Origin of the sequence: Bdellovibrio sp. HCB-110 (assembly GCF_047323225.1) — a bacterium.
In the GTDB taxonomy this organism is placed as follows: Bacteria; Bdellovibrionota; Bdellovibrionia; order Bdellovibrionales; family Bdellovibrionaceae; genus Bdellovibrio.
This window is the reverse complement of sequence record NZ_CP178750.1, coordinates 688054-711335: the sequence shown is the minus strand read 5'-3', so window position 1 is coordinate 711335 and position 23282 is coordinate 688054. Positions and strand designations below refer to the sequence as shown.

The following is a 23282-nucleotide window of genomic DNA, read 5'->3' as shown; positions in this document are numbered from 1 at the left end:
GTGAATCCCCTTTCTCTTCTTTGGTTATTTCAAAATGAGTTCGTTAAATACCTTCTAATGGCAGCGTTCTGCCCGTAAATATCATCGACAAATCTCACGACGCCATCCGAGCTCAGTCCCGAAGTCAGATAGGCCAAATAAACTGGAATCTGCGATGCTTTTGGCAACGGCAGCTCCGTCGGTTTGGCAATGACTTCTCCTGGGCGAGCCATGACAGCCTCGATGGTCTTGCGATCCCACGGTGTTTCCTCAAGAAGATATTCAGCAAGATCGAGCGGCTTTTCCAGACGAACACAACCGGAACTTAACTGCCGCATTGGCACATCAAAAAGTTCCCGTTGATTGGTATCGTGGAGGTAAATCGCAAAAGAATTTGTTAAGTCAAACTTCAGCACACCCAAAGCATTTCCAAGATGGGGCAGTTGACGAATGATGATGTCAGGGGCGACTCTTCCGACACTGATTCCATACCAATCTACTGTCGTCGGATCAATACGGCGAGTGAAACCGCTCGTCCAAACTTCATAGTTGTGCGAAGTGAAATATTCCGCGACTTGTTCTTTCGTCAGATCTTTAAGATCTCTCACTTTGTCTTCACTGAAAATTGTCGGAGGCACCACCCAATAAGGATTGATGATGACCCTGATAACCTCATCCCGCATTGTCGGAGATTTTCTTGCGGGACGTCCGTTGACCGTGCGGAAACTCATGACCCGAGGCCATTCATAGGATTTGTCCGACATCACAAAATACGACATGGCAAGATTTACGAAAATGTAGCGGTTCTCAAAATACTGCGGAAACCAGCGCATCTTTTCCATGTCGGCTTGCAACTGACGAACGCGATCCATGCACGTCACATTTAAAAAAGCCCACACTTTTCCATTCGGAGAAATCTCTCCGTCAGGACGAATGCGCATGTTCCACTGAATATCACTGACGGCGTTCAGCAATTCCGCATCAAACATGTCATTTTCATTATTCATTTTATAGCCCAAAAGACTCATGCGTTTCTTGATTTCCACGATAGCGTGATGTCGCATGTAAAGTCTTAAGGGCGTATTCAAAGGAGGGATTTCCACCCAGGTATTGTTCAAACATGCCGGATAGATTCTTTGCAGGGCCTCTTTCACGGAAACATACGGGGGGTTCTGTGGCGCCACTTTATCGGCCAAGACAGCGCTTCTTCTGCCGGAAGCGACCAGCAAAGTCATGAGCTGTTCAGGCGTAAGAAAATCCTTGCGTATGAATTTAACATCGCGACCTACATTTTGCGGGTCCACATTTCCCAGATAAAGATCATTGAGCATTTTTAGAAAAGACTGATTTACGAGAGGTTTTAAGCTGCGACTGAGATTCCCACCTTCGTTGTACATGTTCTCCATGCGATCGGTCCAATAAACGCGCGGATTTAATCCGTGCCTCCAGACTTCCTGCATGCCATTTCTCATATCCGCTAAATCCAACTGCGCAAGAACGGCGCTGTAGTCGCCTCGTTTCACTGCGACGACACTCGTCTTGTATTGAGCAAAAGACTTCGATGCATTCAGTGCTGTCAGCATCGACAATGAAATTATCGTGAGTCGAGCAACTCCGATCATAGATCGTCTCCTAAGCTGAAGATTGGTGTTGTCTGAGTCTTTTGAATTCTGAATTGCGAAATACCTGATTCGGAAGGAAAAGAGAACAGGAGTGCTTAAAATCATTAGACCGTGCATTTGACAGGGTGGCTGACAAACAAAAACAGCTAGGTTTTAGACACCTATGACATTATTTCAAACCAGGGTCTTTTTTGCGCGAACAAACGGACGCCGGGGTTATAAAGAGCCATGCGCGGAATCATCCTTATTTTAACAGTTGTGATTTTCACTGGCTCTTTAAAGGCTTTTGCCGAAAACGAAGTCAGCGATCCTGCAAATCTTCGTCTGAAAAATTTGATTTCATTGAATCACAAGGACCTTTCTGTTTCAGGCAAAGGAGTTGTGGTTGCGGTGGTAGATTCCGGTGTGAGTTTTACCGTACCTGGATTAAGAAAAAATCTTATTCACGGCTGGAACTTCATCACCGACGATAAAATGATGGTGGACTATGATGGCCACGGAACTCCCGTTGCAGGAATCGTCACTATTGTGGCTCCTTCCGTAAAGATCCTTCCTTTGGTCGTCATCAAAGACGGAGGAGTCCTTGAGGATATCGTGAATGCCACTATCTACGCCATTGAACACAACGCCTCTGTGATCAATCTCTCTCTCACTTTCGACGAAGATATGCTTCGCCAAGTACGAGAAGCCGTCGGAGAAAAGAAATTCAAAGAAAGTCTTTTGGTTTTAGCGTCGGGAAATTCGGGTGAACGCTATCCCACATTGCAAGAAACTTGGAGCAACGTGATTGTTGTGGGAACTATTGGCTTGGATCTCCCTGTCCACTCCACTCATTACTCTGTGTATGGACCCGATGTGGATATCGCGGCTCCTTCCGGAGACGCCGGCGACGGAATTGCAACCTATGACGCCTTTTCAACGTCGCTGCGCATGTTCAATGGAACCTCAGGAGCAGCTCCCGTTGTGGCCGGTGCCGCCGCTCTTTTAAAAGAAAAATATCCTGAAGCAAACGGAGCTGATCTAAAAAAGATGATCCTGGCAAGAACGTGTCAGTCCAAAGACATCAATGTTTCCGAGGGGCGACTTTTAAATATCGGTTTTCTTTTCGGTGTCTCTTATAAATGTCCTTAGGGGCTTAGATCTACATAAGACTTCAGTTCTTTGAGGTGAAGCTGCCATCCCACCTCAAAATCTTTAATATAATTGCCGCGTTTTTCTTCGGGAAGATGCTCCCAGCCTTCGTGAGTGACGGTGAGAACTCTTTCTTCTCCTTGATCCTCGATTTTAATGGAGCATTCTGTTTCCCATTCAACGGGCCAGTCTTTCTCATGCCACGTGAATTTCAACTCTTCATCTTTTCGCGCTTCTAAAACTTTTCCTGTCGCCAACTGCGGAATGCCTTCGCTGTCCACCCAAGGTTCTTTGAAAAGTCCGCCGATTTCAGGTTCAATCACGACACCTTCACTCCACCACTGGGAAAGATCCCGTCGACTAGTGAGTGCGCGCCAAATTTTATTCGGTTCTGCATGCAAAGTTATGGATTGCTGAATGACTTCACCCATGTTCCACCGCCTTGATGAGGGTTGCCCATAGGATAAGGGACGGGGAATTTAGCGACTAGGAAATTTAAACAACTCGTTCAAATTTCAGATTACGGGAATCAAAAATGTGAAACTGCAAGGGATCAATACTTTTAACTTGCAGTCGAATGGGATCACCTTTTTTAAAAACTTGTCCGGTATGATTGGCAACCAACAAAAGCTCCCCTTGAAAATTACAAAGAGCTTCCGTGCTAGAAGCGGCTTCCTCCACGATGGCGCGGAGGATCTGTCCTTTTTCAAGAGATCTTAGGAAGGCTCTTGAAGCCATTATGAGTTAGCCCAAATCTTTCGCCATATCAATACGACGGAATTCCACAGGACGAATCACCGCTTCTTTATTCGTATTGATGGGCTTCGCCGTCGCGATTGTTGCCGCTGTCGGTGTCGCTGGCGTTGGTTTTTCGCTTAAAAAATTTTGTGCGATATTTTGAGTCACATTGAACAACGCAGAAACATTGTTCGCTGTTTGTTGAGCAGCGTCCTCTTGCTCTTTCACTTCCTGGCATGCAGCTTTAAACGCATCACCCAGTTTTTTTAGAGCTTCTTGATCCGCTTTCGGAACTTCAAAAACATTGCTCATGTCTTGCGGAGCTTCTCTTTGCAGTGGAGTCATAAAGCTGATGTTATCAACATCACTCAGATCCGAAGCCTGCATCTCAGCACCCGCTTCGTCTTGCACCCACTCTGGCAAGCTCTCTTCACAGAACATCAATTGGTCGCGATTGACCTTGGCGATAAATTCAATTTCACCCATGGAAAGATCGACTTGTTGCGCGATTTCTTCAACACTCAAACCCTGATGGGCCAAACGCGCGGCCTTCACATACTTAATTGTATTTTGGCGTTCAAGAATTTCCGTGTGAGGAATACGGTCTTGGAAGATCTTCGCCACTTCCAAACTTTTTTGCATGCTCTGTTCAATTTTTGCGAGCTGCTTATCTGCCGACTGAATTTTTGTTTGAATATCTTTTACTTTGGATTCAAGCAAAGCTGTGAGTTGATTCACTTGAGTTTCCGTGCGATCCGACAAATCTTCAAGAACTGCGATCTTGCTTTGCAAAAGCTGCAAACCTTTGCTCAAACGAGGATCATCTTTGGGAGGACGGCTTAAGCGAACCCACATACCCACAACGCCTGCTAACAAAATCAAATTCACTAGAACTTGTAGTAAGAACCAAAAGCTCACCCGGCCTCCTCGCCAAACATGATTTAATTCTAAACTGGCTAAGGTCTGTCTCACAATGAGACCTAGGTCTTAAAATGCCCGGAGTGCCTGTATTTACAGGCGTTTCAGCTGTATCAAAACAGGACCTAGACCCCGGACCGCTTTGGTACACAAAATCCCGTGTGTTATTCTGCATTAAAGGGGAGTGTGGATATGTTCCGAGCATCTATACTGGTGATGGTGTTGTTTTTGTCTGCCTGCGGGCCTGTGAAATTTTCGGCATCATCTGAAGAGGACGTGAGCGTCACACCAGAGGCTTCCCCCACTCCGTCTCCAACGACAACTCCACCAACAAGTTTGCGCGATGTGCACTACAATAACACGGTGACGGCGACGAATAATAAACTGGATGTCGTTCTTATCGTGGATGATTCGAACTCCATGCTTCCAGACAATCAAAAACTCGCGGCAAATCTTTCAGGCTTCGTGACGAAGCTTCAGAACTCAAATATTGATTGGCAGATGTGTGCGACGGTGACTCGCTCACTGACTATGTCTGATGGTAGTTCGGCTTGGGGTGCCTCCATGTATTGGCAGCAGTCCTCAACGCCTTCATACAGCTTGGGAATGGTTCTAAAAAAGGGACAATCAAACCTTTCATCAATCTTCACAAATACAATCAACTACATCAACGCGGGTTGGGTGGGATCTGATGACGAACGCGCTATTAAAGCGGCCTATCGTCACGTGTATAACGGCGATCTTCGCTTCCAGCCAAACAACGGTTGTTATCGTTCTGACTCTGCCATCGCTTATATTATCATTTCCGATGAAGACGAAAGAAGCATCGGTGGAGATGCTTCTCAACAAGTGTATTCAAGCGAACTTAAACCTTTGGAAGATGAAGATAAGCCAGATTATTTCATCGCTTCTGTGAAAGACACTTTCGGAGCCAGCCGTCGCTTCACTGTGAATTCCATCATCGTCAAACCGGGCGACACGACTTGTAAGTCTTCTCAAGACAGTGGCGGCGCCAAGAGTCACTATGGCTTTAAATACGCCGAGCTTTCAAACCTCACTGGTGGTGGTATCGGAAGTATCTGTGATACAGATTATTCCGCGAACATGAACTTGTTCTTTGATCGCATTCAAGACTCTTTAAGCTCTGTTCCTTTGGAGTGCGCCCCTTACGGTGGAAATCTTACAGTGACGATCACGCCGACAATCGGTCCTGTGCAATCACGTATTGAAGGTATGAACCTTGTATTTGATACACCAGTTCCAGCAGGCCGCACGATAGACATTCAATATCAGTGTGCTGATGACCGCGCGCCAAGCTCTGTGACGAAAGCAACGCCTCTGAAAGAAGAAGGCTTCTTTGCCCGTATTATTTCATTCTTTAGAAATCTGTTTTAAGAAGACCTAATAACTAAGGCAAAAAAAAGGCGAACTTCAGGTTCGCCTTTTTTATTTCCATTTGTTCTTTGTTTCTAGTTTGCGGAATCAAAGAAACCGTAAGACTGACGAGGCGCGATCTCGTGGATCTGACCGTCGATAGATGTTGGAATCGCCGTCACTTTTGTGCCGTCGATTTGGAACAAGTGACCGTCGTAAGTCAAACCAACAACGATGTTTCCAACTTTGTGAACACGTTTAAAGCTCTTATCAAGCTTCAAAGCCGATGCACGCACGAAGGCTCTTGCTGAATCAGAGCAACCGAATTCGTAAATGTTACCATCATTAGCCATCAAGTAATTCAAACGAGATGTGCGGTCGTAACCATTCACGTACAAAATACCAACGGCTTGAACGCCATTCAGTTTTACTTCAGTCACCGTCGCAGCACGAGGATCACATGTGAACTTCAATTTATCCGCGTAAATTTTCGCAGCCCATTGAGCACTGATGTGCAAGTCAACAAGCTCTGCTCTTTGCGCCGGAGTTTGAGAGTTGTATTCCAAAGCTGCTTCACCCGCAGACTGAGCAATCTCCCCTTCATTTTTTGCAAAAAGATATTTCGCAGGAAGAGTTTTATCATCCGGGAACAAGATCAAGTGTTGAGCGCGAGACACGATATGTCCCAATGCCGGGGCTTGACCCAAAACTTCCACACGGTTGCTCTTCGCGACATCCAAAGAGAAAAAGCTCTTTGCTGTGCTCATTAAAAGCAATTGATCTTGTCTATCGACACGTGCTGGAACTTCAAAAGCCTCATCCGCGTATGTCACTGCAGACGCCAAAGAGTATGCTTTCAACGCTGGGTGAAGATCCGTCGCATACTTTGCAAGTTGCGCGTAAGTTTCCACTGTCACTGCGTAAGAACCACCGTCAGAGATACGAACGTCACAAGCTCCTTGAAGACCCTTGCGAGCGCCTTTAGAACATGTTGTGTGTGGATACCCGTCAATGTGACGAGCTTCGTGCATAAATACGCTCGCGCGATCTAATGCAGAGAAACTGTCCGTCAACATCATTGGGCAAATGTACATTGTATTGCCGAAGCCATACACATAAGCGCCAACACCTTTCGGGCAGCTGCTTTGTACATCAAGGTCATCAATACGACCGATGAAGTAGTTGTACCAGCTTTGCGAAAAACGACCTGAGAAAAGTTCGTCAGAACTTCTTGGCATGTCCGCCGCGAAGGCCGTTTTTCTCATGAACATGATTGTCGCAATAAGATTGGATGTTTGTGATCCATCAAAGCAAAAATCTTTTTTTGCAAGATCTCTGAATTGGCTGAAGTGCGATGCGATCTCTGTCATTTCTGCTTTAGAAACGCAGTCTGCTGCCAAAGCCGTTGAACCCGTGAACCCCACCACGAAGCTTAACAATAGAACCAGTTTTTTCATAATTTCCCCTCTGTTATGAAAACCTTGGGGGCGATATTATTCGATAGTTCCTAAAGATCACGAAAAAAGACTAATAATGCAGCAGTACAAAGGCATCTATAAACAGCCTTAATCACAGCCATAAATTATCGCAGCTTTTTTTCTGCATATTCGCGCAAAGAAGGGTCTGTAATTTGACCGATAGCGGTCTTTAAGGCTGTTCGACGATCTGGATTCGAACGAGCCTGTTCAATCAAAGCATCGATAGCCATTCGGCGCAGGGATTTTTCCTGAGCCGCTAAGGTTTCCTCAGGAGAATGAACAGGGTGTTCCCCTTGCATCACGAGCGGAGCTTGAGCGACTTCCAACAATGCCTCGCCTGTCACATCGGGAGCCAAAGTCATCACGTACACCGCAAGAATACGGTTATTCGCGGCATCCTTCATATTGACGGATCTCTCTTTGAGGAATTGCACCTCTGGAGGAGTCAGTTTTTGCGCGGCAGCCTTAAGCTCAATTTCTTTGGCTTTGGGATCTATTGAGGATTTTTCCATGTCACGAGCTTGGTTTTCAAACCACTGAGTGAAGGCCACACTCACACGGCCCGCATCCGAGGGATCATTCGCAGCCGTGGGACTTCCATCACCTTGCGGAGTTGTTGTGGAGTCCCCTTGTACTGTCGGCGAACCCGGATTTGTCGAGAGAGGCGTATCAACGATCCATTTTTGTTGAAAATCATCATCGCCTAAAACCAGAAGGAGAACTCCGACGAGGATAACAATTAATAAAAAATAGAGGTTGCGCTTACTCATTCGTTAAACCAACTGACCGACAAAGTCTTTCATTCTTAGAATCGCCCTCTTCATGGTTTCTTCAGAAACTGCGAAGCTGAGGCGCATAAAACCTTCCGTTCCACATTCCGCACCCGGAACCGTCGCCACATAGAAAGTTTCTAAAAGAATGTCACAGAAATCTTTTGAAGTGCGGATCAAACGATCCTTATATGTTTTTCCCAAACAACCACGAATATCCACCCAGAAATAAAACGCGCCTTGCGGATCAGCCACTTTAAAATTCGGCACGGTCGCAAGTTCTTTCATTCCGGATTCTTTACGTGTGATCAGTTTCGTCACGACCTCAGAAATATCTTTCTCGCTGACCTTAAGACCCGCAAGTAAAGCATGCTGAGAAATACTGGAAGGTGAACCCGTCGACTGACTTTGATAGTCGGCCATGGCGGTGATTAATTTTTCAGGTCCCGCCGCCCATCCAATTCTCCAACCGGTCATTGAATAAGCTTTCGATCCCCCGTTCACTAAAACTGTGCGATCACGCAAATCGGGAGCGACTTGCAAAATATGCGGAGCCACTTTCGTCCCATCAAAAACCAAGCGGTTGTAAATATCGTCAGAGATCACCGCCACCTGAGGATGTTTCCTTAAAACTTCAGCAAGAGCTTTGAGTTCTTCTGCTGAATACTGCAAACCCGTTGGATTGCTCGGAGAACAGAATAAGAACGCTTTCGTTTTCGCATTGATCGCTTTTTCTAACAAAGCCGGAGTGATTTTAAAATTCTCCGCTTCACCACATTCCACGATATGAGGCACGCCATCAGCAAGCTCAATCATTGTTGGGTAACTGACCCAGTAAGGTGTTGCCACAATCACTTCATCCCCAGGGGAACAAAGCATCTGCAGAGCCGCAAAGATAATGTACTTTGCTCCCGAAGCCACGGTGATTTCTTTTGCCGTATAGTCAAATCCCAATTCGGATTTTAATTTTTCAGAAATGGCTTTGCGAAGTTCGATGGTGCCATTGGCAGGAGTGTATTTCGTAATCCCTTTTTGAATGGCTTCAATGCCCGCTTCAGAAGGAGCCTTGAAGGTCGGCCAGTCGGGCTCACCAACTGTTAAAGAGATGACGTCATGTCCTTGGGAAGCCAGTTCTTTGGCTTTTGCCACAAGGAACAAAGTGGGAGAGGTCTTCAAATTTTGGGCTCTTTTAGATAGTTGAATCAACTCTCACTCCTTTGTTTTAGTTTTTTATCTTTTTTTCGAGGGCCTCTATCACACAGTCCGGGACAAGATCTTTTAAAGCACCACCGTTGATCGCAAGCTCCTTCACGCCACGTGAAGAGATGTAGTAATACTCAGGGCTTGCGAACACCAAAAGTGTTTCAATTTCAGGAGCAATTTTTCTATTCATATTCGCCATGGTCATTTCGTATTCGAAATCCACAACCGCGCGAAGTCCTCTGATGATAACTTGGGAGTTGGCCTTTTTCATATACTCCACCGTCAAGCCACCAAAGATATCGACCTTCACGTTCTTAAGATGCGAAAGAGATTTTTCAATCAGGACTTTGCGCTCTTCTGCCGTGAACATGGATTGTTTTTGCGAAGACTGAGCAACAAGGACAATAACTTGATCGTACTGACGAGCAATGCGATTGATGATATCAACATGTCCCATCGTGATGGGATCAAAACTTCCTGGGTAAACCGCAATCTTACTCATTGCTTTCGCCTTCCTCTAAAGCACTTTCATGGCAGAACAGATTCAGGTATTTATCCCCATAATCTTTTTGGCTGTAACGAACCAACGCGCCGTAACGCTCTTCCATGCGCTCTTTTTTCTCGGACTCAATCGCCATGATTGTGTGTGCACCGAAACTTTCGCTTTGGCTGGCAGCTTCCATCACGGCATGAGCCATCTTCTCTGTAAATGGAGGATCCGCCAGAATCACACCAAAGGGTTCGCCTTTGTAGGATTTCAAATACGCGATCACATCCATATTGATAATTTTATACTGGTTGCTGGGAACTTTGAGTTTTTCCAAATTCTGACGAGTGATCGTCAAAGACTTTGGATTCTTTTCTACGAAGGTGCAAAAAGTAGCATCGCGAGAAAGGGCTTCAATCCCCAAGTTGCCCGTTCCACAAAAAAGATCGACAACATTCGCACCTTCAATGTGAAACTGAATTTTATTGAACAAAGTTTCTTTCACGCGGTCGGTAGTGGGACGGATGTGATCCGCCTTAAACGCCACTAACTGATGTCCACGATACTTTCCCGCGATAATTCTCATGCTAACAAATCCTCAGCCATCTTAACGATGACGAATATATCTTCAAAAGGTTTCGGAACGAAAAGGTTGGCTCCCATCTGCTGAGCCGTTTGCATATTGTGCTCGCCCGAAAACGCTGACATCAAAATCACTTTAGCATTGCCGTCAGTGCCGATCTCTTTCAAAACTTCCGGTCCCGTCATTCCCGGCATCAACACATCCAGAAAAACTAAATCAGGTCCCCAGGTCTTCCAGGACTGCAAACCCTCCGTGCCGTTGACGGCTTCCATTACGTCATAGCCTTTGCTTTTTAAAGCACGGCTTAATGAACGACGGACAAGAGCTTCATCATCTACAATCAGAATCTTCAAAACTTACTCCGGACTCTTTTGGGGTAGCACGATGGTGAAACAACTTCCATGAGGTTCCACGTTACGAAACTGGATGGTGCCCCCGAATTTTTCAATGATGGACCTAGACATACTTAACCCAAGACCGGTTCCATGTCCTTCTTTTTTTGTAGTAAAGAATGGTTCAAAGATGCGTCGTTGAATCTCAAGTGGAATTCCTGGCCCCGTGTCCTCGATCTCGATTAAAACTTTTCCGGCCTCTGTCTTTGTCACCACACGCAAACGCCCTGGATCTTTCATCGCCTGACAAGCGTTGTTAATTAAATTAAACACCACCTGCTGCAATAAATGCGGTTCTACGAAAACACTGCTTCCCAAAGTTTCTAAATCCACTTCCAAACGATGCAAACGCATTGCGGATTTTAACATCGGCAGCGTTCGCTCGATCACTTCATCAACACTAATGTACTCCGAAGGCTGATCTTCGCCTTTCGAGAAATCGAGAAGATTTTTAATAATGCGCTGTGAGCGAGCTGTGGCTTTTTCAATTTCAATGAGATCCGCATGCAAGTTCCCCTCTTTCGGAGCTTCTTGCAATAGAACCTGAGTCAATGCTCTAAGCCCCGTCAGAGGATTATTCAACTCATGGGCGATGTTGCCCGCGAGCATCCCGATGGCCCCCATCTTTTCACTTTGCAGCATTTGCAAATACAGTTCTCGGGACTGCGTGATATCCACATACTGATTCACAACATTGGTGGGTCTTGTTCCGTGCTCTAACAAAACGGGATAGCTGTGCACTTGGTAAACGCGACCATCCACTTGAACCTGTCCCGCTTGCGGTGTGCCTTCTTTCAAAGACTGTGGCACAGGGCAACCTTCGCAAGGTGTTTTTCGGCGAGCAAAACTTTCGTAGCATTTGTGCTGTAAAAATTTATCCGTGAATTTGCGATTGGCGCGAACCACGTTGTATTCCAAATCCACGATGGCAATAGGATCTCTCATACCGTCAAAAGTTTTTTCCCAACGGTACGAGAAACTTGAAAGCTGATTTTCCAAAAGCACGCGATCCAAGGCCATACTGAGAGGGCGCATGCGATCGCCCATGAAATCTATAAACGGGCCCATCTCTTTATCAGACAAAGAATTTTCGATACACAAGATCGCTTCACCCTCACCCCCGACAAAGTGACTGGTCAAACGAAGCTCCAAGGGAACAACATAGGCCTTGATAAACGGACGACCAAAATGATTGGCAAAATAGCGAACCAGTTCAGCACTTGGAACTTGTGCGGCTTTAGGAAATTCAAAATGAGTTAAAGATTCTGTCTGCGTAAAGTGGCCCAACTGAAAACTCATAAAGAACGTTTTCCCGCCGCCCAATCGGTACGCCAAAATCGGATCACCCATTTTATGAAACTTACGCAGTTCTTTTCTCAGGATGCCCAGAATATCTTCAAAAGATGTTTGTGTGGCGAGATCCTTGATAAAACGAATCAGTTGCCTTTCGCGGTTGAGCTTTTCACTTTCCTCACGGTGGGACATTTCGATGTACTGGGTGCGCTCATCGACCATGCCTTCCAAAGAATGTGTTAAAGCTTCCAACTGTTTATTCTGATGGGAAGACTCTCTTAAAAGAAGAGAGCGTGACAAATACATGGAGTGTTTTTGCAAAGCACTCTCAAGCTGAGTCCAGACTTCTCTTTCACTGAGAGGCCAACGCATAAAGCGGAAGACTTGGGCTTTGTTGATACCTTCGCGGACTTCTTGCTCTGAAAGATCTTCCGCAATCAAGATTCGCGGAGCCATGGGTTGATACAGGCGAGCTTGAACTAAAAATTCCAATCCTTCGCCGGCACCAATGTCCTGGACTAAGATCGAGGAAAATTTCTGGGTTTTTAAAAGTAAAAGGGCCTCCTGCACAGAGGCCCTAAAAACGATTTCCACTTCTCGTTTCTGAAACGGGAAGAAATGCGGAAGTCTAATTGGCGATACGTTTCCGACCCATAGAATGGGATCCAGTTTGTTCGGAATGGAAATGAGACCCTGCGTATTCCCCATGAAGCGACTTCTCCAAGACCCGCAAATGATCTAACCACATTTGCAGAACATTGTTCAAATCATACTCTAGGACATCCGCTAAAAGAACAAAATCCTTATTTTCCAAGGCGCGCAAAGCCTCCGTCACAGTTTTCTTGCTCTCCTCTTCGGCTTTAAACCAATCAACTGGACTAGCGACCAAAAATTGATCACCCATTGTGGCTTTGATCGTCATTGTACTGTCGATAAGGTATTCGCAGTTCTGCACCAAATCGTGGATCGGTTTCAATAAACCGCTCAATCCCTGGACACGCATTCTTTGCGCCAAGTGTTCGGTATTTTGAATCAGCTCAGGCAAAGCATCAATCCAGCCTTTAAGAACAATCGACGTAATATCGCGACTGTTTTCAGTCAGATATTCTAAAGTTTCGATTTCTTCCAAAGTCACCGTGGCAAAACGCGCTTCGTCAGCCTCTGCGATTTCCAAACCGTTCACGATGTAACGACACACGACTTGGTTTGTCGAACGCAAATCCTGTTCGATATCGCTGAACACGCGGCCCAAAGCAATATTCTCTTGATAGAAATTTCTGAGATCCTGTCCAGAGACCTTAAAGCGTTCCATCGACACCCTCCTCTTCCTGCATGAGAGCCTCGTGAGGAATGTAGGCTTCCAAATGGCGAGCCATACGGTCATGAACATTCAAAGCTGCGGCACAGATTTCCCCGAGAGATCCTGGACCAATGCGAACTTTCTCCGCTTGATACCAGCTTATAAGAGGACTCAGTTCCGGCACCATCTGGCTAATATTTTGAATAACTTCTTCAGCGCGATCCAATAAAGGTCCGATTAATTGCAAACCTTTCTCGGGAACCAAAGCGATCTGTTCCATAGCGAAAGTATTGATGTCCTGAAGCTGAATGGCTCCCTGAATAATTTCTATTCTTTCCGCCATTGGGTAGGCACCGCCTAAATACAAGGCCTGTACAAAGTCCCACTGAAACCGTTCGATCACCGTGTCAGGCCGGTCGTAACTAACAAGCCCCCCCGTGCGCGTGATCAACTCTGGCGACACTTGACCTTCTAGTAAAAGAGCCAATACTTCGCCCATACGCTCTGGCACTAATGAAGCTTCGTCTTCAATACGATAGATAAATCCCAAACTCGCTTTCGGACCTGTCTCCCAGAAATTCACATTTCCCACACTCACGTTGAATGTCGGAGTGTCCGTCAAAGAAGCCATGTGAATCGGCGCACTGTCGCAACCAACTAATAATTCAGCCTCTTGAATAACCGAGAACAATTCAGAGATTTTAGTTTGACCCACAAGATTTACGAAATGAGCTTGCGGAGCGGCCTTTTGAATTTCTTCCGCCAACGCCATTTCATTCGGAGCGCCTATCAAAACAATCGGAAGTCCTTCATAACGTTTTGAGAAATAATTGATCACTCGGCCCCACACTTGTGGAGACAAAGACTTTTGCTTCTCGCTGGCGCCCACATGCAAAACCATATAACAATCCGGCAAAGAGATCGCTGTATTGCCAAGCGCTGGAGCGGCCCAATCTTGTTCAATATATTGAAGATCCAACATCGAAGCAAAGACGTCAGAGATATGCACGCGATTGGCTTTGCCAATTCCCACTTGCGCATAGAAATAAGAGCTCACTTCATCTGCCAGACACAAAGTTCCGTCGTTATAACGGCTGTAACCTGTGACTGTCGTCGAAAGTCCTTGAATTGCATGAGTCAAATAACTCGATGCAGGAGAGAACGTCAGATTGATGATCCAATCATAATTTTCAGCACGGAGATCTTCGACGACACTGTTCAGTCTTTCTAAAGACGTCTCCACATCGGCTTCTTCTTGCACTAAAGGAGCTAAGATCGTACTCACAGGCAAAGACAGATGACGATCAATCGCTGTCAACCCTTCGACAGCTCCTTCAAAACGAGGACGCGTCAGCAAGTGAATTTCAGCATTGGGATGCATGCGACGAAGACCGCGCAACGCCGGCCACGTCATGTAAATATCGCCAAGTCTAGCGAGCTGTATTACTAGAATTTTCATTTTTCACTTGTTCCTTTACGAGTTCTTTTAAAAGCTGCACTCTCTCGGCTTCTTGGTTATAGCTCTGCGATTTCAAGATTTCGTTGTACGCTTTTTCCAGCCTCTTCAAAGCCACTGATAGGTAATTGTCCAATTCCTTTTGCATAGTAAGCTCCTTCCGTGGAGAGTGTTTGCAAATGACGGGTGAAATTTTCCCGAATAGTTAATAATTCCTCAACTTCTTGCAGAGCCACATGAACACGGTCGTAGATCTGCACGGGTTGACTAAAACGAGAAAGCAGAGCTTCCACAAATGATTGGAAATAACCCGCCTCATCCTTCTTAGATTTTAGAATATCTTGCGCACAAAGAATCATTTCAGCAATGTCTGCGGACTGAAAGGTCCGGTGTGTTGCCAAAACTTCACGGGACGGCAAAGCCGCTGCGGCCTTCGTAAGCCACGAGCGATAAAGGTCCGTTTTCTCTGTCCACGCTGCCAAACTATTGTTTAGCGAGTCGATTGACACTTTCTGCAAAAGATCGGAAATAGCCGTGCCATAAAATGGCTCAACATCTCCGTTGTTTTTATCAAGGTAAAGACCCCAGACAGCTCTCTCCATCAGGTACTGTGAATTGCGTTGAGTAATCTTTTCTCCGCTCAATTGATCCCAAACAGCACCAAATACGTGTTCAACCGAAACATCATCGGCACAGACATGGCTGCTTTGCGAACAGGCTTGAGAGTGATTGCAAGGCGCACAAGGCGCTTCACTTTTTAAAACAATAGACTGATTTGAAAAAGCTGACGTTTTGATTGGATCACTGCTCCCAATAGCAATTTCCACAATCGGAGTTCCCGACTGAGCCGCCATGTGCTTAATACTTGTGTCGCCAGTCACCAACAGTGCCGCATTTTGCAAATGCTTTCTCGCTTCCGTCAGATCACAGATCAAAAGATCTTTTTCAGAAAAAACTTTCAACAAGGATTCTCTTTCAAAAGAGGCGCCAAGGACCAGCACTTCATAATCAACAAGAGAAATTTCGATAGTGCGTTTGAGTTGGAAAAACTTTTCCAAGCCCCAGTTTTTTTTCTTATCACTTGTCAGACACTGTAAAAGAACAAGTTTGATTTTCTTCTTAGAAGCCACTGACGCCAAGGGCGCTCCAACAGGAATATCGAAAGCCTTTCCCAAAAGCTCCACATAGTGAAACAAAGACTTTTGGTTTCCTGAAAAACGATCATTAAAGTAACGAATCCAACGATTCGAAAGGCCTTTGAAACGTCCGTCTTCCTGATAAAGGCCTCTTTTATCAGCGATATTCAACGCTCCCAAAAGATAGCCGCTTAATTTATTGTGAGTCAGATTAATAGCCAAATCATAAGATTCGCCATTGAGGCTTTCCACCAAGTTTTCTACTTGGGTGTAAGACCAAAGAATATTGAACGAAGCTTCTCCCATGCCTTTTTGCAAAGCTTCACGGTCAAAGAAGATATATTTATCCACAACACCTTCCAAGACGCGCTCTACGTTTGCAAATTGACGATTCAACAACAAGTGAATTTCAGCATCAGGATGCTTTTCACGAAGACCTTTTAAAAGAGGTCCCTGTTGGATAATGTCACCTAATCTTAGCAATGAGAGAACCAGAATCTTCATTATTTCACCAACTCACCGAGCACGCGGAAAATTTGTTTTTTATTCTCAGGCATCACAGAAGCTTCCACTACCGGCAAAACATCTTTGATAGAAAGAAGATTGTTCTGTTGAATGTATAATGCCTTGATATTGATACCGAACTCTTCAAAATGATACTTCACTGAATCCAAAGTACGGCCCGTGAGATGAGCAAAGATCTCTGAAAAGAAATTCACTTGCTGGCCCCAGCACTCGCGGAAAGATAAAACGTAGGATCTTTGCGCGATCACTTCTTGGAATAGTTCCGTCTTAAAGATGTCTTGGCCTTCTTGAACGATCACGACTTCAACGCGATCTTCAAGTTCAGGAAACTGCGAGCGGAAAACAGGAAGCAAAGACTCGCGAGATTCAACCACAGTAATTTTCAGATGAGGATCGACATCCGCCAAAGCCGCGATATGGAATCCTGAACCTAAGCCAACGACAACAACATGCGCCGTTGGAATCACTCCCAAAGAATAAACCCACTTCAAGCCTTCACCGCGAGGGTCACGCAAAGAGGCCAAAGATTGGCCTGCTTCAAATGGGATCAAAGACGACTCATGGTTTTCAGAAAAAGTGATCATCGACATGTTAGGCAACCTTTTGTGAAGCTAGAATTTTCTTCTTAAGATCACGAACTTCTTTATGGTCAGGGTTCCACAAAAGAACTCTTTCCATTTCAAGAAGGGCTCTATCCACCTGACCAGCCGTGCAGAAAAGGTTGATCAAAACCAAAGACATATCTTCGTCTTCTTCTACTGACGAAAGATAAGATTGCAAAGCCTCAATGGCTTTTTGGATTTTTCCATCACGCAATCCCCAGTTTGCAGCCAAGTGCACCGCGGTTCTGTTTTGTGGATTGATATCGATAGCCGTTTCAATATTCGCCCAGGCCAATTCGATATCACCGAACTGATTGTGCACCATCGCAAGGCCCACCCAGGCTTTATCATTGTTGGAATTGATTTCTACTGCTTTACGGAAGCAATAAAGAGATTTATCAAAGTCATTGCGTTGTACTTCCAAAGTTCCGAAGTTCACGAGCAAAACATCAGACTGAGGATTCATCGTGTAGGCTTTATTATAGTATTCTTCAGCGCCATCAAAGTCGCCCTGACGTACAAAAATATTTCCCATATTCTTGTACACTTCAAAAAGATGGTCATTTTCTTCCGTCAAAACGGCCAAAGCTTCATAGTATTTATCCAAAGCTTCTTGATCGCGGCCCAGCTTATATAAAGACGTCGCATATCTATAAAGACTTTCAAATCCATAATCGACTTCAATCAAAGTTTTACGTGCAATCAAAGCTTCCTGAACGCGAGAGGAGCGCTCAAGACATGTCGCCAAAAGATTCAAAGTCATAGGATTGCGAGAATCCTGATTGCTGGCTTGACGAAGCAAGTTCATCGCCAAAGGGTACTCTTTGTGTTTCATCAAAACGCGCGCGTTCTTAATAAATGTCGCGACACGAGCATCAAGAACAGAGACTTCTTTTTCCGGTTGAACTTCCGCATCGAAATCGGCGATGGCCTGTTGCGGGTCAAAATAGATTTTGCCAGTCACCTCGTTATGAGATTCGGCATTTGAATTTACTCCAGAAATTTCACTGGACTTTTGAACGATCTGATTTTCCAACATCTGCATTTGTCTCCTCGAAGAGTTTCCAGGAGCAACACAGATGCCAATAGGTCTTTTTGTGTTTTATTAGATCTGGGGCAAGTTCAGCCATGAGTTTGACTCTTTTGCCGAACTCGCCGTCATGATTTTGTCAGGAAAATTTTTCCTAGACCTCTTCATCCAGACGCTGATTGAAGGTCTTGCTTTTGTAACCACCGACAGCTTTGCGGCTGCGACGGACTTCTTGCAATTCCTTGATGATGGAGTTTTTCGCCATCTCGATACATGCAAGAACTTGAATATCTTGCTCGATGATGCGGGCAACGTATTCGTCTTTAATCGCCAACGCCTCTTTCACTTCGCGACGATGATCTTCTTGGATCATGCCCGCCTGAGCGACTTCGCCGTGAGCTTTTTCAATTTGCGCATCTACGTACTTCAAAACGTCTAAAATTCTTTCGCGTGTTTGATAGAAGTGTTCAAGATTGTCGAACTGCCCTTGGGCAAAATTCGCCAATTCTACTTCATTCAAAGAATAGAATTTTTCGAGGTAATGATTCTTTTCGTTCAACAAGGTGATAATTCTCGTCATGTCCCCTCCGTGGAAAATCAGCCCGCTTTTTGCCCTGAACCGTCTGTTTCTTTTTTCAATTTCTCAACTGCTTGCACCCATCCATCATAAAGAGTCTGAAGCAGCTTCAGATTCGTTTTTAATGGCTCCGGATCACCAGAAATATTGGCTTTCGTGTATTGCTCCATCATGAACATGTAGAGTTGTTCAAGCTGAACAGCCACATCTCCGCCCACTTTATGGTCCAGAGTGTTGTTCAACTCCATGATGATATCGAAAGCACGGCCGATGTTCATACCACGGTCCGCGATCTTCTTTTCCTCAGCCGCTTTGATTGCCAGCTTCGTGAATTTGATAGCCCCTTCATAGAGCATCAGAAGAATCTTTTCCCGGCTCGCACTCTGCACCGAGGTGTTCTTGTATTTCTGATAAGCATTTTTGTTCATAGTCCCTCACTACATCCTTCAAAAAAATCAAATTACTTATGCAGGTTTGGCAGCCATTGCCGCGACACGGGCCTGTTGGGCATTCATGTCGGACATCTTCTGCTCTAGGTCCGCGAACTTTCTGCGCAGACTTTCTTCTTTTCTTTCCAACTGGCGCTCTTTCGTTTCAATCCGCGTGTTCGCCTGATTGATTCTGTCTTGCAGACCCTTCTTACGATTCGAGATCGTTCCGAATTGTCCATTCATCAGATTGCCAATTTCCCTTTTCAAGCCCGACACAAACCCTGTATTGAAGCCGTCTCCACGGAAGAAGGCTGCGACCCCTTGAGGATTTGCGTTCAACACTTTGTTGAACTTGTCTTGGCTGAAATTCAAAGTACCGTTTCTGTTAAATTCAATTCCCAATTCATTCACACGACGGATCGGAGTTTCCACTCCCAATTGCGGATTCAGGATGATGCGACGAAGGCTGTTTTCAACCGAACGAAGCATCCCGTCGCCCCCCAATGGCCCCAGACGCGGATTCTTACCGTCACTCCCCTGCAACTTGCTTTGCTTTTGGATGAACTCCAAAGCTGCGTTGTAGGAGTCGACAAAACTTTTGATTTTGCCGCTGATGACTTCCAAGTTTTCTTTCACGCTCATACGGATCTCACGACCCGGTGCTGCCGATTTCAAATCCAACGTGACTCCCGGAATAAGATCCGTCGTCTTGTTGTCGGGCAGCTCGATTTCAAAACCGTTCACTTTGACCTTCGCGTTCTTGGCTTCCCGCGATTGATCGAAGTACATATCCTGGTCACCGTCCAAAAGATAAATCTTTGGAAAGGTCACCTGATTGTCATTCCCTGTAGAAAGACCCGAAATCATGATGCGGAATGGATTTTCTGCATCTTTGCGGTCTTCCAACACTTGGGCCGTCAATCCAAGATTGGAGTTGTTGATCTGTTTTACAACTCCTTCCAAAGTGGAATTCGCGCCATTGATATAAACTTCTTTTGTTCCCTCTGGAGTCTCAAACTTGATGTAACCCACACCAATTTGCGTCTCGTTCTTATCCGGAAATCCGTTTGAGATCGCTCCCGGTTTTTGCGCCAATTGCACAACTTCCAAAGAGTAATCCCCAGGAACCGCCGTCTGCGGGTCTACTTGCCCGTCAATAACGTTCGGATCTCCGCTGATAAATTTCTTATCCAAAAAACCTTTTGTCGAAGTCAGCTCCGAAAGATTTTTGGTGATGTCATTCACCTTTGTCTCCAACTCGCCTACGAGTTTGAGTTTGTCTTCTTGCTGCGTCTTCTTGGCTTCCATTTGTTTCACAGGAATGCGCTCAGCTTCCATCAGCTGATCGACTATGTTAGGTGGTAGCCCAGAGGCCATGCCTGTAATACGAAATCCTGCCATGAATTCATTGTGTCAAAATGATTCACTAATCGTGAGTCAATTAAATGTCTCTCAGAAGGGCCAGGAGAGCGGATTTCCAGGCTCAGATACAATTAAACTCGCAGGGATTTTGACAGAGAGGTATTTCTCTGGACGTCGATCTAGGCAGCAAATGCTTGGATTACTAGAATATTTAAGCGGAGCGCTTGAGCAACTGTCCTCTTGGAGAGTTGTCAGAGGGAAGACTCCACAATTCGAGTTCAGGGATTCTGCGAATCACCGTTCCTAAGTTGTCTTTCACGATCACAAAGCGATTTCCAGAGTCTTCCGCCAACTCCACGGTCCACTTGTGCTCTTTCATCGCAGGCAAATTGCGCAGATGTTCCATCGCTCTTTCAAGCTGTTCATCACTCATCGGCTCGCGCTGTTGTTCTTGATTTTGACTGTAGGTTTCTTGTCCGTTGGCGTCGCGATCATGGGTCTCATCAGACTTAATAGTCTTCCCGATGTTCTCTACAGAGCGCACCTTTGTGTCTGGAAGAATATTGGAAATCAGTCCTTTGATATTCATACGAGGAACTTATCGGAATTCCCGAAATGAAACTTGAATTCCGGGATGTTCGTCTGGTTTAATACCAAATTATGTTTACAGAATTTCTTTATAAAATCGATTTGATCTATATTTTTTTGGCAAATCTCGCCGTGCTTGTCGCAGCGACTCTGGTTTTTTATTTCTTCGGAAAAAGCCGACACCACAAAGAACGCAATGTGATTAACGAGATCCTTCCCACGAGTATTCTGGGTCTGCTGGCCTTGCTTTTAGGATTTACATTTTCCATGTCGATTTCGCGATTCGACAATCGCAAGCATCTTGTTTTAAAAGAGGCCAATTCTATTGGCACAGCCTATCTAAGAACAGATCTTCTTCCCTCTCCACAAAGGGAGCAGGTGAAAACACTTTTGCAAGAATACACGGCTCACCGTCTGACGTTCTTTCAAAACATTCGCACGAATACAGCGGACTATCAGAAAAAGTCACAAGATTTGCAGACACAGATTTGGAAAACCGCGGTGGATGTTTCTGGCTCTTTACAAGGGCCTGTGACAAGCCTTGTGATTCAATCTTTGAATGATGTGATCGACACCGATGGTGAACGCGTTTTTGCCACTTACGATCATGTTCCTGAAGTCGTCTATTACGTGATTATGCTCATCACTCTTTTAGGAGTCGGCTCTTTAAGCTACGTCGTCGGGGCCAAAGGGCAAAGAATGTTAGCTCCTCTTTTTCTTTCCGTGCTTTTTGCATTGGTGATTGGGCTTATTCAGGATTTAGATCGTCCCGGCCGCGGCATGATACAAATCGGCGAAGAGAGTTTAATTCAACTCCAACAAAGTTTTAAATAAACTGCGTAAATATATTATTGAAAAGGATTGCGAGGATGCCTGTTGAGCTTGGCTCGATGCCCTTCGCTGTCCAGAACCTCACTGAAAAGAGGTGCTTCGTCCTCTTGCTTGGGTTCCGCCGCCACATCTTTATCTGGCGGACTGTGAACTTGGGGTTCTTTGGGAACATTGCTGTGAACAATGTTTGAAATAATCTTTCTAAAAAAAGTCTGCTTTTGCGGAATCTTGTCAGGCATAAAAACCTCTCTTGCGAGCTGCTTCACACCTTTCGATTTTATCAAACTTAGTTTGCTCCGATACATGCAAGTTGGCAAACTTGGTACTCACCGTTAGTACCCCAGGAAGACCTAAATCCCCCTGGGTAGGTTGGTACCGAGAGGGAACGGAGGTACCCTCTCAGATCAAACTCTTTCAATTCTTATATTAGATCAATTTCAAAGCCGAGTTAGGCATTGCGTTCGCTTGTGCTAACACGCTTGTGTTGGCTTGCAACAATACTGAGTTACGAGTTGACTCAGCTGATGCCAAGGCTACGTCAGTGTCACGGATACGAGAGTTCGCAGCAGAGATATTCTCGTGTTGCACACCCAAGTTATCAACAGTGGATTGCAATCTGTTTTGAAGGGCACCGAGATTTGCGCGGTAACCGTTCACTTGAGATTGAGCCGAATCGATTTGCGATAAAGCTTCCTGCGCACCAGACTTAGAAGAGAAGTCGAAACCATCAATTCCTAAGCTTGCAGTTGTCGCATCTGTTTCACCTGCGTTGAAGGAGATTCTGTCAGCTTCTTGATCGTTACCGATACCGACTTGGAAGTCGAATTTATCACCGGAACCATCGAGAAGTTTAGTTGTTCCAAATTTAGTTGTTTGCGTGATACGTTGCGCTTCTGATTTCAATTGTTGGATCTCTTTATCAAGAAATCCGCGCTCTACGTCACCTACAGTATCAGAAGAAGCTTGAACACCTAGTTCTCTCATACGAGTCAAGATGTTAGAGATTTCACTCAAGCCACCCTCTGCTGTTTGCACCATTGAGATACCATCGTTGGCGTTACGGCCAGCTTGGCTCAATGATCTGATTTGCGATTTCAAGTTTTCACTGATCGCCAATCCCGCTGCATCGTCAGCAGCTTTATTGATGCGGGAGCCAGAAGACAATTGCTCCATTGATTTACCGATCTGGCGCTGAGAGTTAACCATAGTTCTCTGAGCATTGATCGCGGATACGTTAGTTGAAATTCTCATTCCCATTTGGGACCTCCATATAGCGGCACGCCTTATACCTACTTAGGTCGCACCTATTGTTACTTGTTGTGACTCCACTTTTGTCTTGGCTCCCTGCAAGCGAAATCTCATTTGGCAGTCACTCCATTTGAGCTTCTCAAGAGCGTTCGACTTAGTTTCGTCGTTGCTTGTGACATACCTTTCGGCGAGGTCTTGGAAGGCTTTAGTCGCGTCCAGCAAAACTGG

General features: G+C 45.4%; 25 protein-coding genes. 3 read left to right on the top strand and 22 right to left on the bottom strand.

The features are described 5' to 3' along the window. Positions 1–29: 29 nt before the first annotated feature. Positions 30–1601, bottom strand: a complete 1572-nt coding sequence (locus ACL934_RS03395; protein ID WP_413613078.1) for a L,D-transpeptidase family protein — start codon at positions 1599–1601, stop codon at positions 30–32. A 228-nt stretch (positions 1602–1829) separates the two neighbouring features. On the opposite strand from ACL934_RS03395, the gene ACL934_RS03390 reads away from it, so the two are divergent. After that, positions 1830–2732 (top strand): S8 family serine peptidase, encoded by a 903-nt coding sequence (locus ACL934_RS03390; RefSeq protein ID WP_374077690.1) that lies wholly within the window; start codon positions 1830–1832, stop codon positions 2730–2732. Here ACL934_RS03390 and ACL934_RS03385 read toward each other — a convergent pair. The 3 genes from ACL934_RS03385 to ACL934_RS03375 form a co-directional block, all read right to left on the bottom strand. Further along, positions 2729–3163 carry an SRPBCC family protein gene (locus ACL934_RS03385; RefSeq protein ID WP_374077688.1) on the bottom strand — a complete coding sequence of 145 codons (435 nt, stop codon included), beginning with the start codon at positions 3161–3163 and terminating at the stop codon, positions 2729–2731. The genes ACL934_RS03390 and ACL934_RS03385 overlap by 4 nt on opposite strands. A gap of 64 nt (positions 3164–3227) precedes the next feature. Continuing rightward, positions 3228–3470, bottom strand: a complete 243-nt coding sequence (locus tag ACL934_RS03380; RefSeq protein ID WP_374077686.1) for a hypothetical protein — start codon at positions 3468–3470, stop codon at positions 3228–3230. 6 nt (positions 3471–3476) lie between these two features. Next, positions 3477–4388: a DUF2802 domain-containing protein gene (locus ACL934_RS03375; RefSeq protein WP_374077684.1), complete on the bottom strand. Its 912-nt coding sequence runs from the start codon at positions 4386–4388 to the stop codon at positions 3477–3479. 192 nt (positions 4389–4580) lie between these two features. Between ACL934_RS03375 and ACL934_RS03370 the strand changes: the two genes are divergently transcribed. Next, the gene (locus ACL934_RS03370; protein ID WP_374077682.1) at positions 4581–5783 is read left to right on the top strand and encodes a hypothetical protein; all 1203 of its coding nucleotides are present in this window, start codon (positions 4581–4583) and stop codon (positions 5781–5783) included. Between the two features lie 74 nt (positions 5784–5857). On the opposite strand, the gene ACL934_RS03365 is transcribed toward ACL934_RS03370, so the two are convergent. From ACL934_RS03365 to ACL934_RS03290, 16 genes are all read right to left on the bottom strand, one after another. Next, the gene (locus ACL934_RS03365) at positions 5858–7219 is read right to left on the bottom strand and encodes a hypothetical protein (protein WP_374077680.1); all 1362 of its coding nucleotides are present in this window, start codon (positions 7217–7219) and stop codon (positions 5858–5860) included. Between the two features lie 125 nt (positions 7220–7344). Next, the gene (locus tag ACL934_RS03360; protein ID WP_374077678.1) at positions 7345–8010 is read right to left on the bottom strand and encodes a hypothetical protein; all 666 of its coding nucleotides are present in this window, start codon (positions 8008–8010) and stop codon (positions 7345–7347) included. Positions 8011–8013: 3 nt separating this feature from the next. Next, on the bottom strand, positions 8014–9216 hold the full coding sequence (locus ACL934_RS03355) for a pyridoxal phosphate-dependent aminotransferase (protein ID WP_374077676.1): 1203 nt from the start codon (positions 9214–9216) through the stop codon (positions 8014–8016). 16 nt (positions 9217–9232) lie between these two features. Further along, positions 9233–9715, bottom strand: coding sequence for a pantetheine-phosphate adenylyltransferase (gene coaD / locus ACL934_RS03350; protein ID WP_374077674.1), 483 nt, complete (start codon positions 9713–9715; stop codon positions 9233–9235). After that, entirely contained in the window at positions 9708–10286 is a 579-nt protein-coding gene (rsmD, locus tag ACL934_RS03345; RefSeq protein ID WP_374077672.1) for a 16S rRNA (guanine(966)-N(2))-methyltransferase RsmD, read from the bottom strand. Before rsmD ends, coaD begins: the two co-directional genes overlap by 8 nt. Continuing rightward, on the bottom strand, positions 10283–10636 hold the full coding sequence (locus ACL934_RS03340) for a response regulator (RefSeq protein WP_413613077.1): 354 nt from the start codon (positions 10634–10636) through the stop codon (positions 10283–10285). Before ACL934_RS03340 ends, rsmD begins: the two co-directional genes overlap by 4 nt. Before the next feature lie 3 nt (positions 10637–10639). Further along, positions 10640–12562 (bottom strand): ATP-binding protein, encoded by a 1923-nt coding sequence (locus ACL934_RS03335; RefSeq protein ID WP_413613076.1) that lies wholly within the window; start codon positions 12560–12562, stop codon positions 10640–10642. Positions 12563–12596: 34 nt separating this feature from the next. Next, entirely contained in the window at positions 12597–13280 is a 684-nt protein-coding gene (locus ACL934_RS03330; RefSeq protein ID WP_374077666.1) for a hypothetical protein, read from the bottom strand. Then, positions 13267–14727 (bottom strand): glycosyltransferase family 9 protein, encoded by a 1461-nt coding sequence (locus ACL934_RS03325; RefSeq protein WP_413613075.1) that lies wholly within the window; start codon positions 14725–14727, stop codon positions 13267–13269. Before ACL934_RS03325 ends, ACL934_RS03330 begins: the two co-directional genes overlap by 14 nt. 56 nt (positions 14728–14783) lie before the next feature. Then, the gene (locus ACL934_RS03320) at positions 14784–16364 is read right to left on the bottom strand and encodes a glycosyltransferase family 9 protein (protein WP_374077662.1); all 1581 of its coding nucleotides are present in this window, start codon (positions 16362–16364) and stop codon (positions 14784–14786) included. Next, the gene (locus ACL934_RS03315; protein WP_374077660.1) at positions 16364–16975 is read right to left on the bottom strand and encodes a hypothetical protein; all 612 of its coding nucleotides are present in this window, start codon (positions 16973–16975) and stop codon (positions 16364–16366) included. Before ACL934_RS03315 ends, ACL934_RS03320 begins: the two co-directional genes overlap by 1 nt. Position 16976: 1 nt before the next feature. Beyond that, positions 16977–18032 carry a tetratricopeptide repeat protein gene (locus ACL934_RS03310; RefSeq protein ID WP_374077658.1) on the bottom strand — a complete coding sequence of 352 codons (1056 nt, stop codon included), beginning with the start codon at positions 18030–18032 and terminating at the stop codon, positions 16977–16979. Between the two features lie 139 nt (positions 18033–18171). After that, positions 18172–18597 (bottom strand): hypothetical protein, encoded by a 426-nt coding sequence (locus ACL934_RS03305; RefSeq protein WP_374077657.1) that lies wholly within the window; start codon positions 18595–18597, stop codon positions 18172–18174. Between the two features lie 17 nt (positions 18598–18614). Next, positions 18615–19022 carry a flagellar export chaperone FliS gene (gene fliS / locus ACL934_RS03300; protein ID WP_374077655.1) on the bottom strand — a complete coding sequence of 136 codons (408 nt, stop codon included), beginning with the start codon at positions 19020–19022 and terminating at the stop codon, positions 18615–18617. Between the two features lie 36 nt (positions 19023–19058). Continuing rightward, positions 19059–20426, bottom strand: a complete 1368-nt coding sequence (gene fliD, locus ACL934_RS03295) for a flagellar filament capping protein FliD (RefSeq protein WP_374077653.1) — start codon at positions 20424–20426, stop codon at positions 19059–19061. A 172-nt stretch (positions 20427–20598) separates the two neighbouring features. After that, positions 20599–20976 carry a flagellar protein FlaG gene (locus ACL934_RS03290; RefSeq protein ID WP_374077651.1) on the bottom strand — a complete coding sequence of 126 codons (378 nt, stop codon included), beginning with the start codon at positions 20974–20976 and terminating at the stop codon, positions 20599–20601. A 71-nt stretch (positions 20977–21047) separates the two neighbouring features. Between ACL934_RS03290 and ACL934_RS03285 the strand changes: the two genes are divergently transcribed. After that, positions 21048–21809 carry a hypothetical protein gene (locus tag ACL934_RS03285; RefSeq protein ID WP_374077649.1) on the top strand — a complete coding sequence of 254 codons (762 nt, stop codon included), beginning with the start codon at positions 21048–21050 and terminating at the stop codon, positions 21807–21809. A gap of 14 nt (positions 21810–21823) precedes the next feature. Here ACL934_RS03285 and ACL934_RS03280 read toward each other — a convergent pair whose 3' ends face one another. Both ACL934_RS03280 and ACL934_RS03275 read right to left on the bottom strand, forming a co-directional pair. Continuing rightward, positions 21824–22045, bottom strand: a complete 222-nt coding sequence (locus ACL934_RS03280) for a hypothetical protein (protein WP_413613074.1) — start codon at positions 22043–22045, stop codon at positions 21824–21826. Positions 22046–22232: 187 nt separating this feature from the next. Continuing rightward, positions 22233–23063 (bottom strand): flagellin, encoded by an 831-nt coding sequence (locus ACL934_RS03275; protein ID WP_413613073.1) that lies wholly within the window; start codon positions 23061–23063, stop codon positions 22233–22235. Positions 23064–23282: the final 219 nt, after the last annotated feature.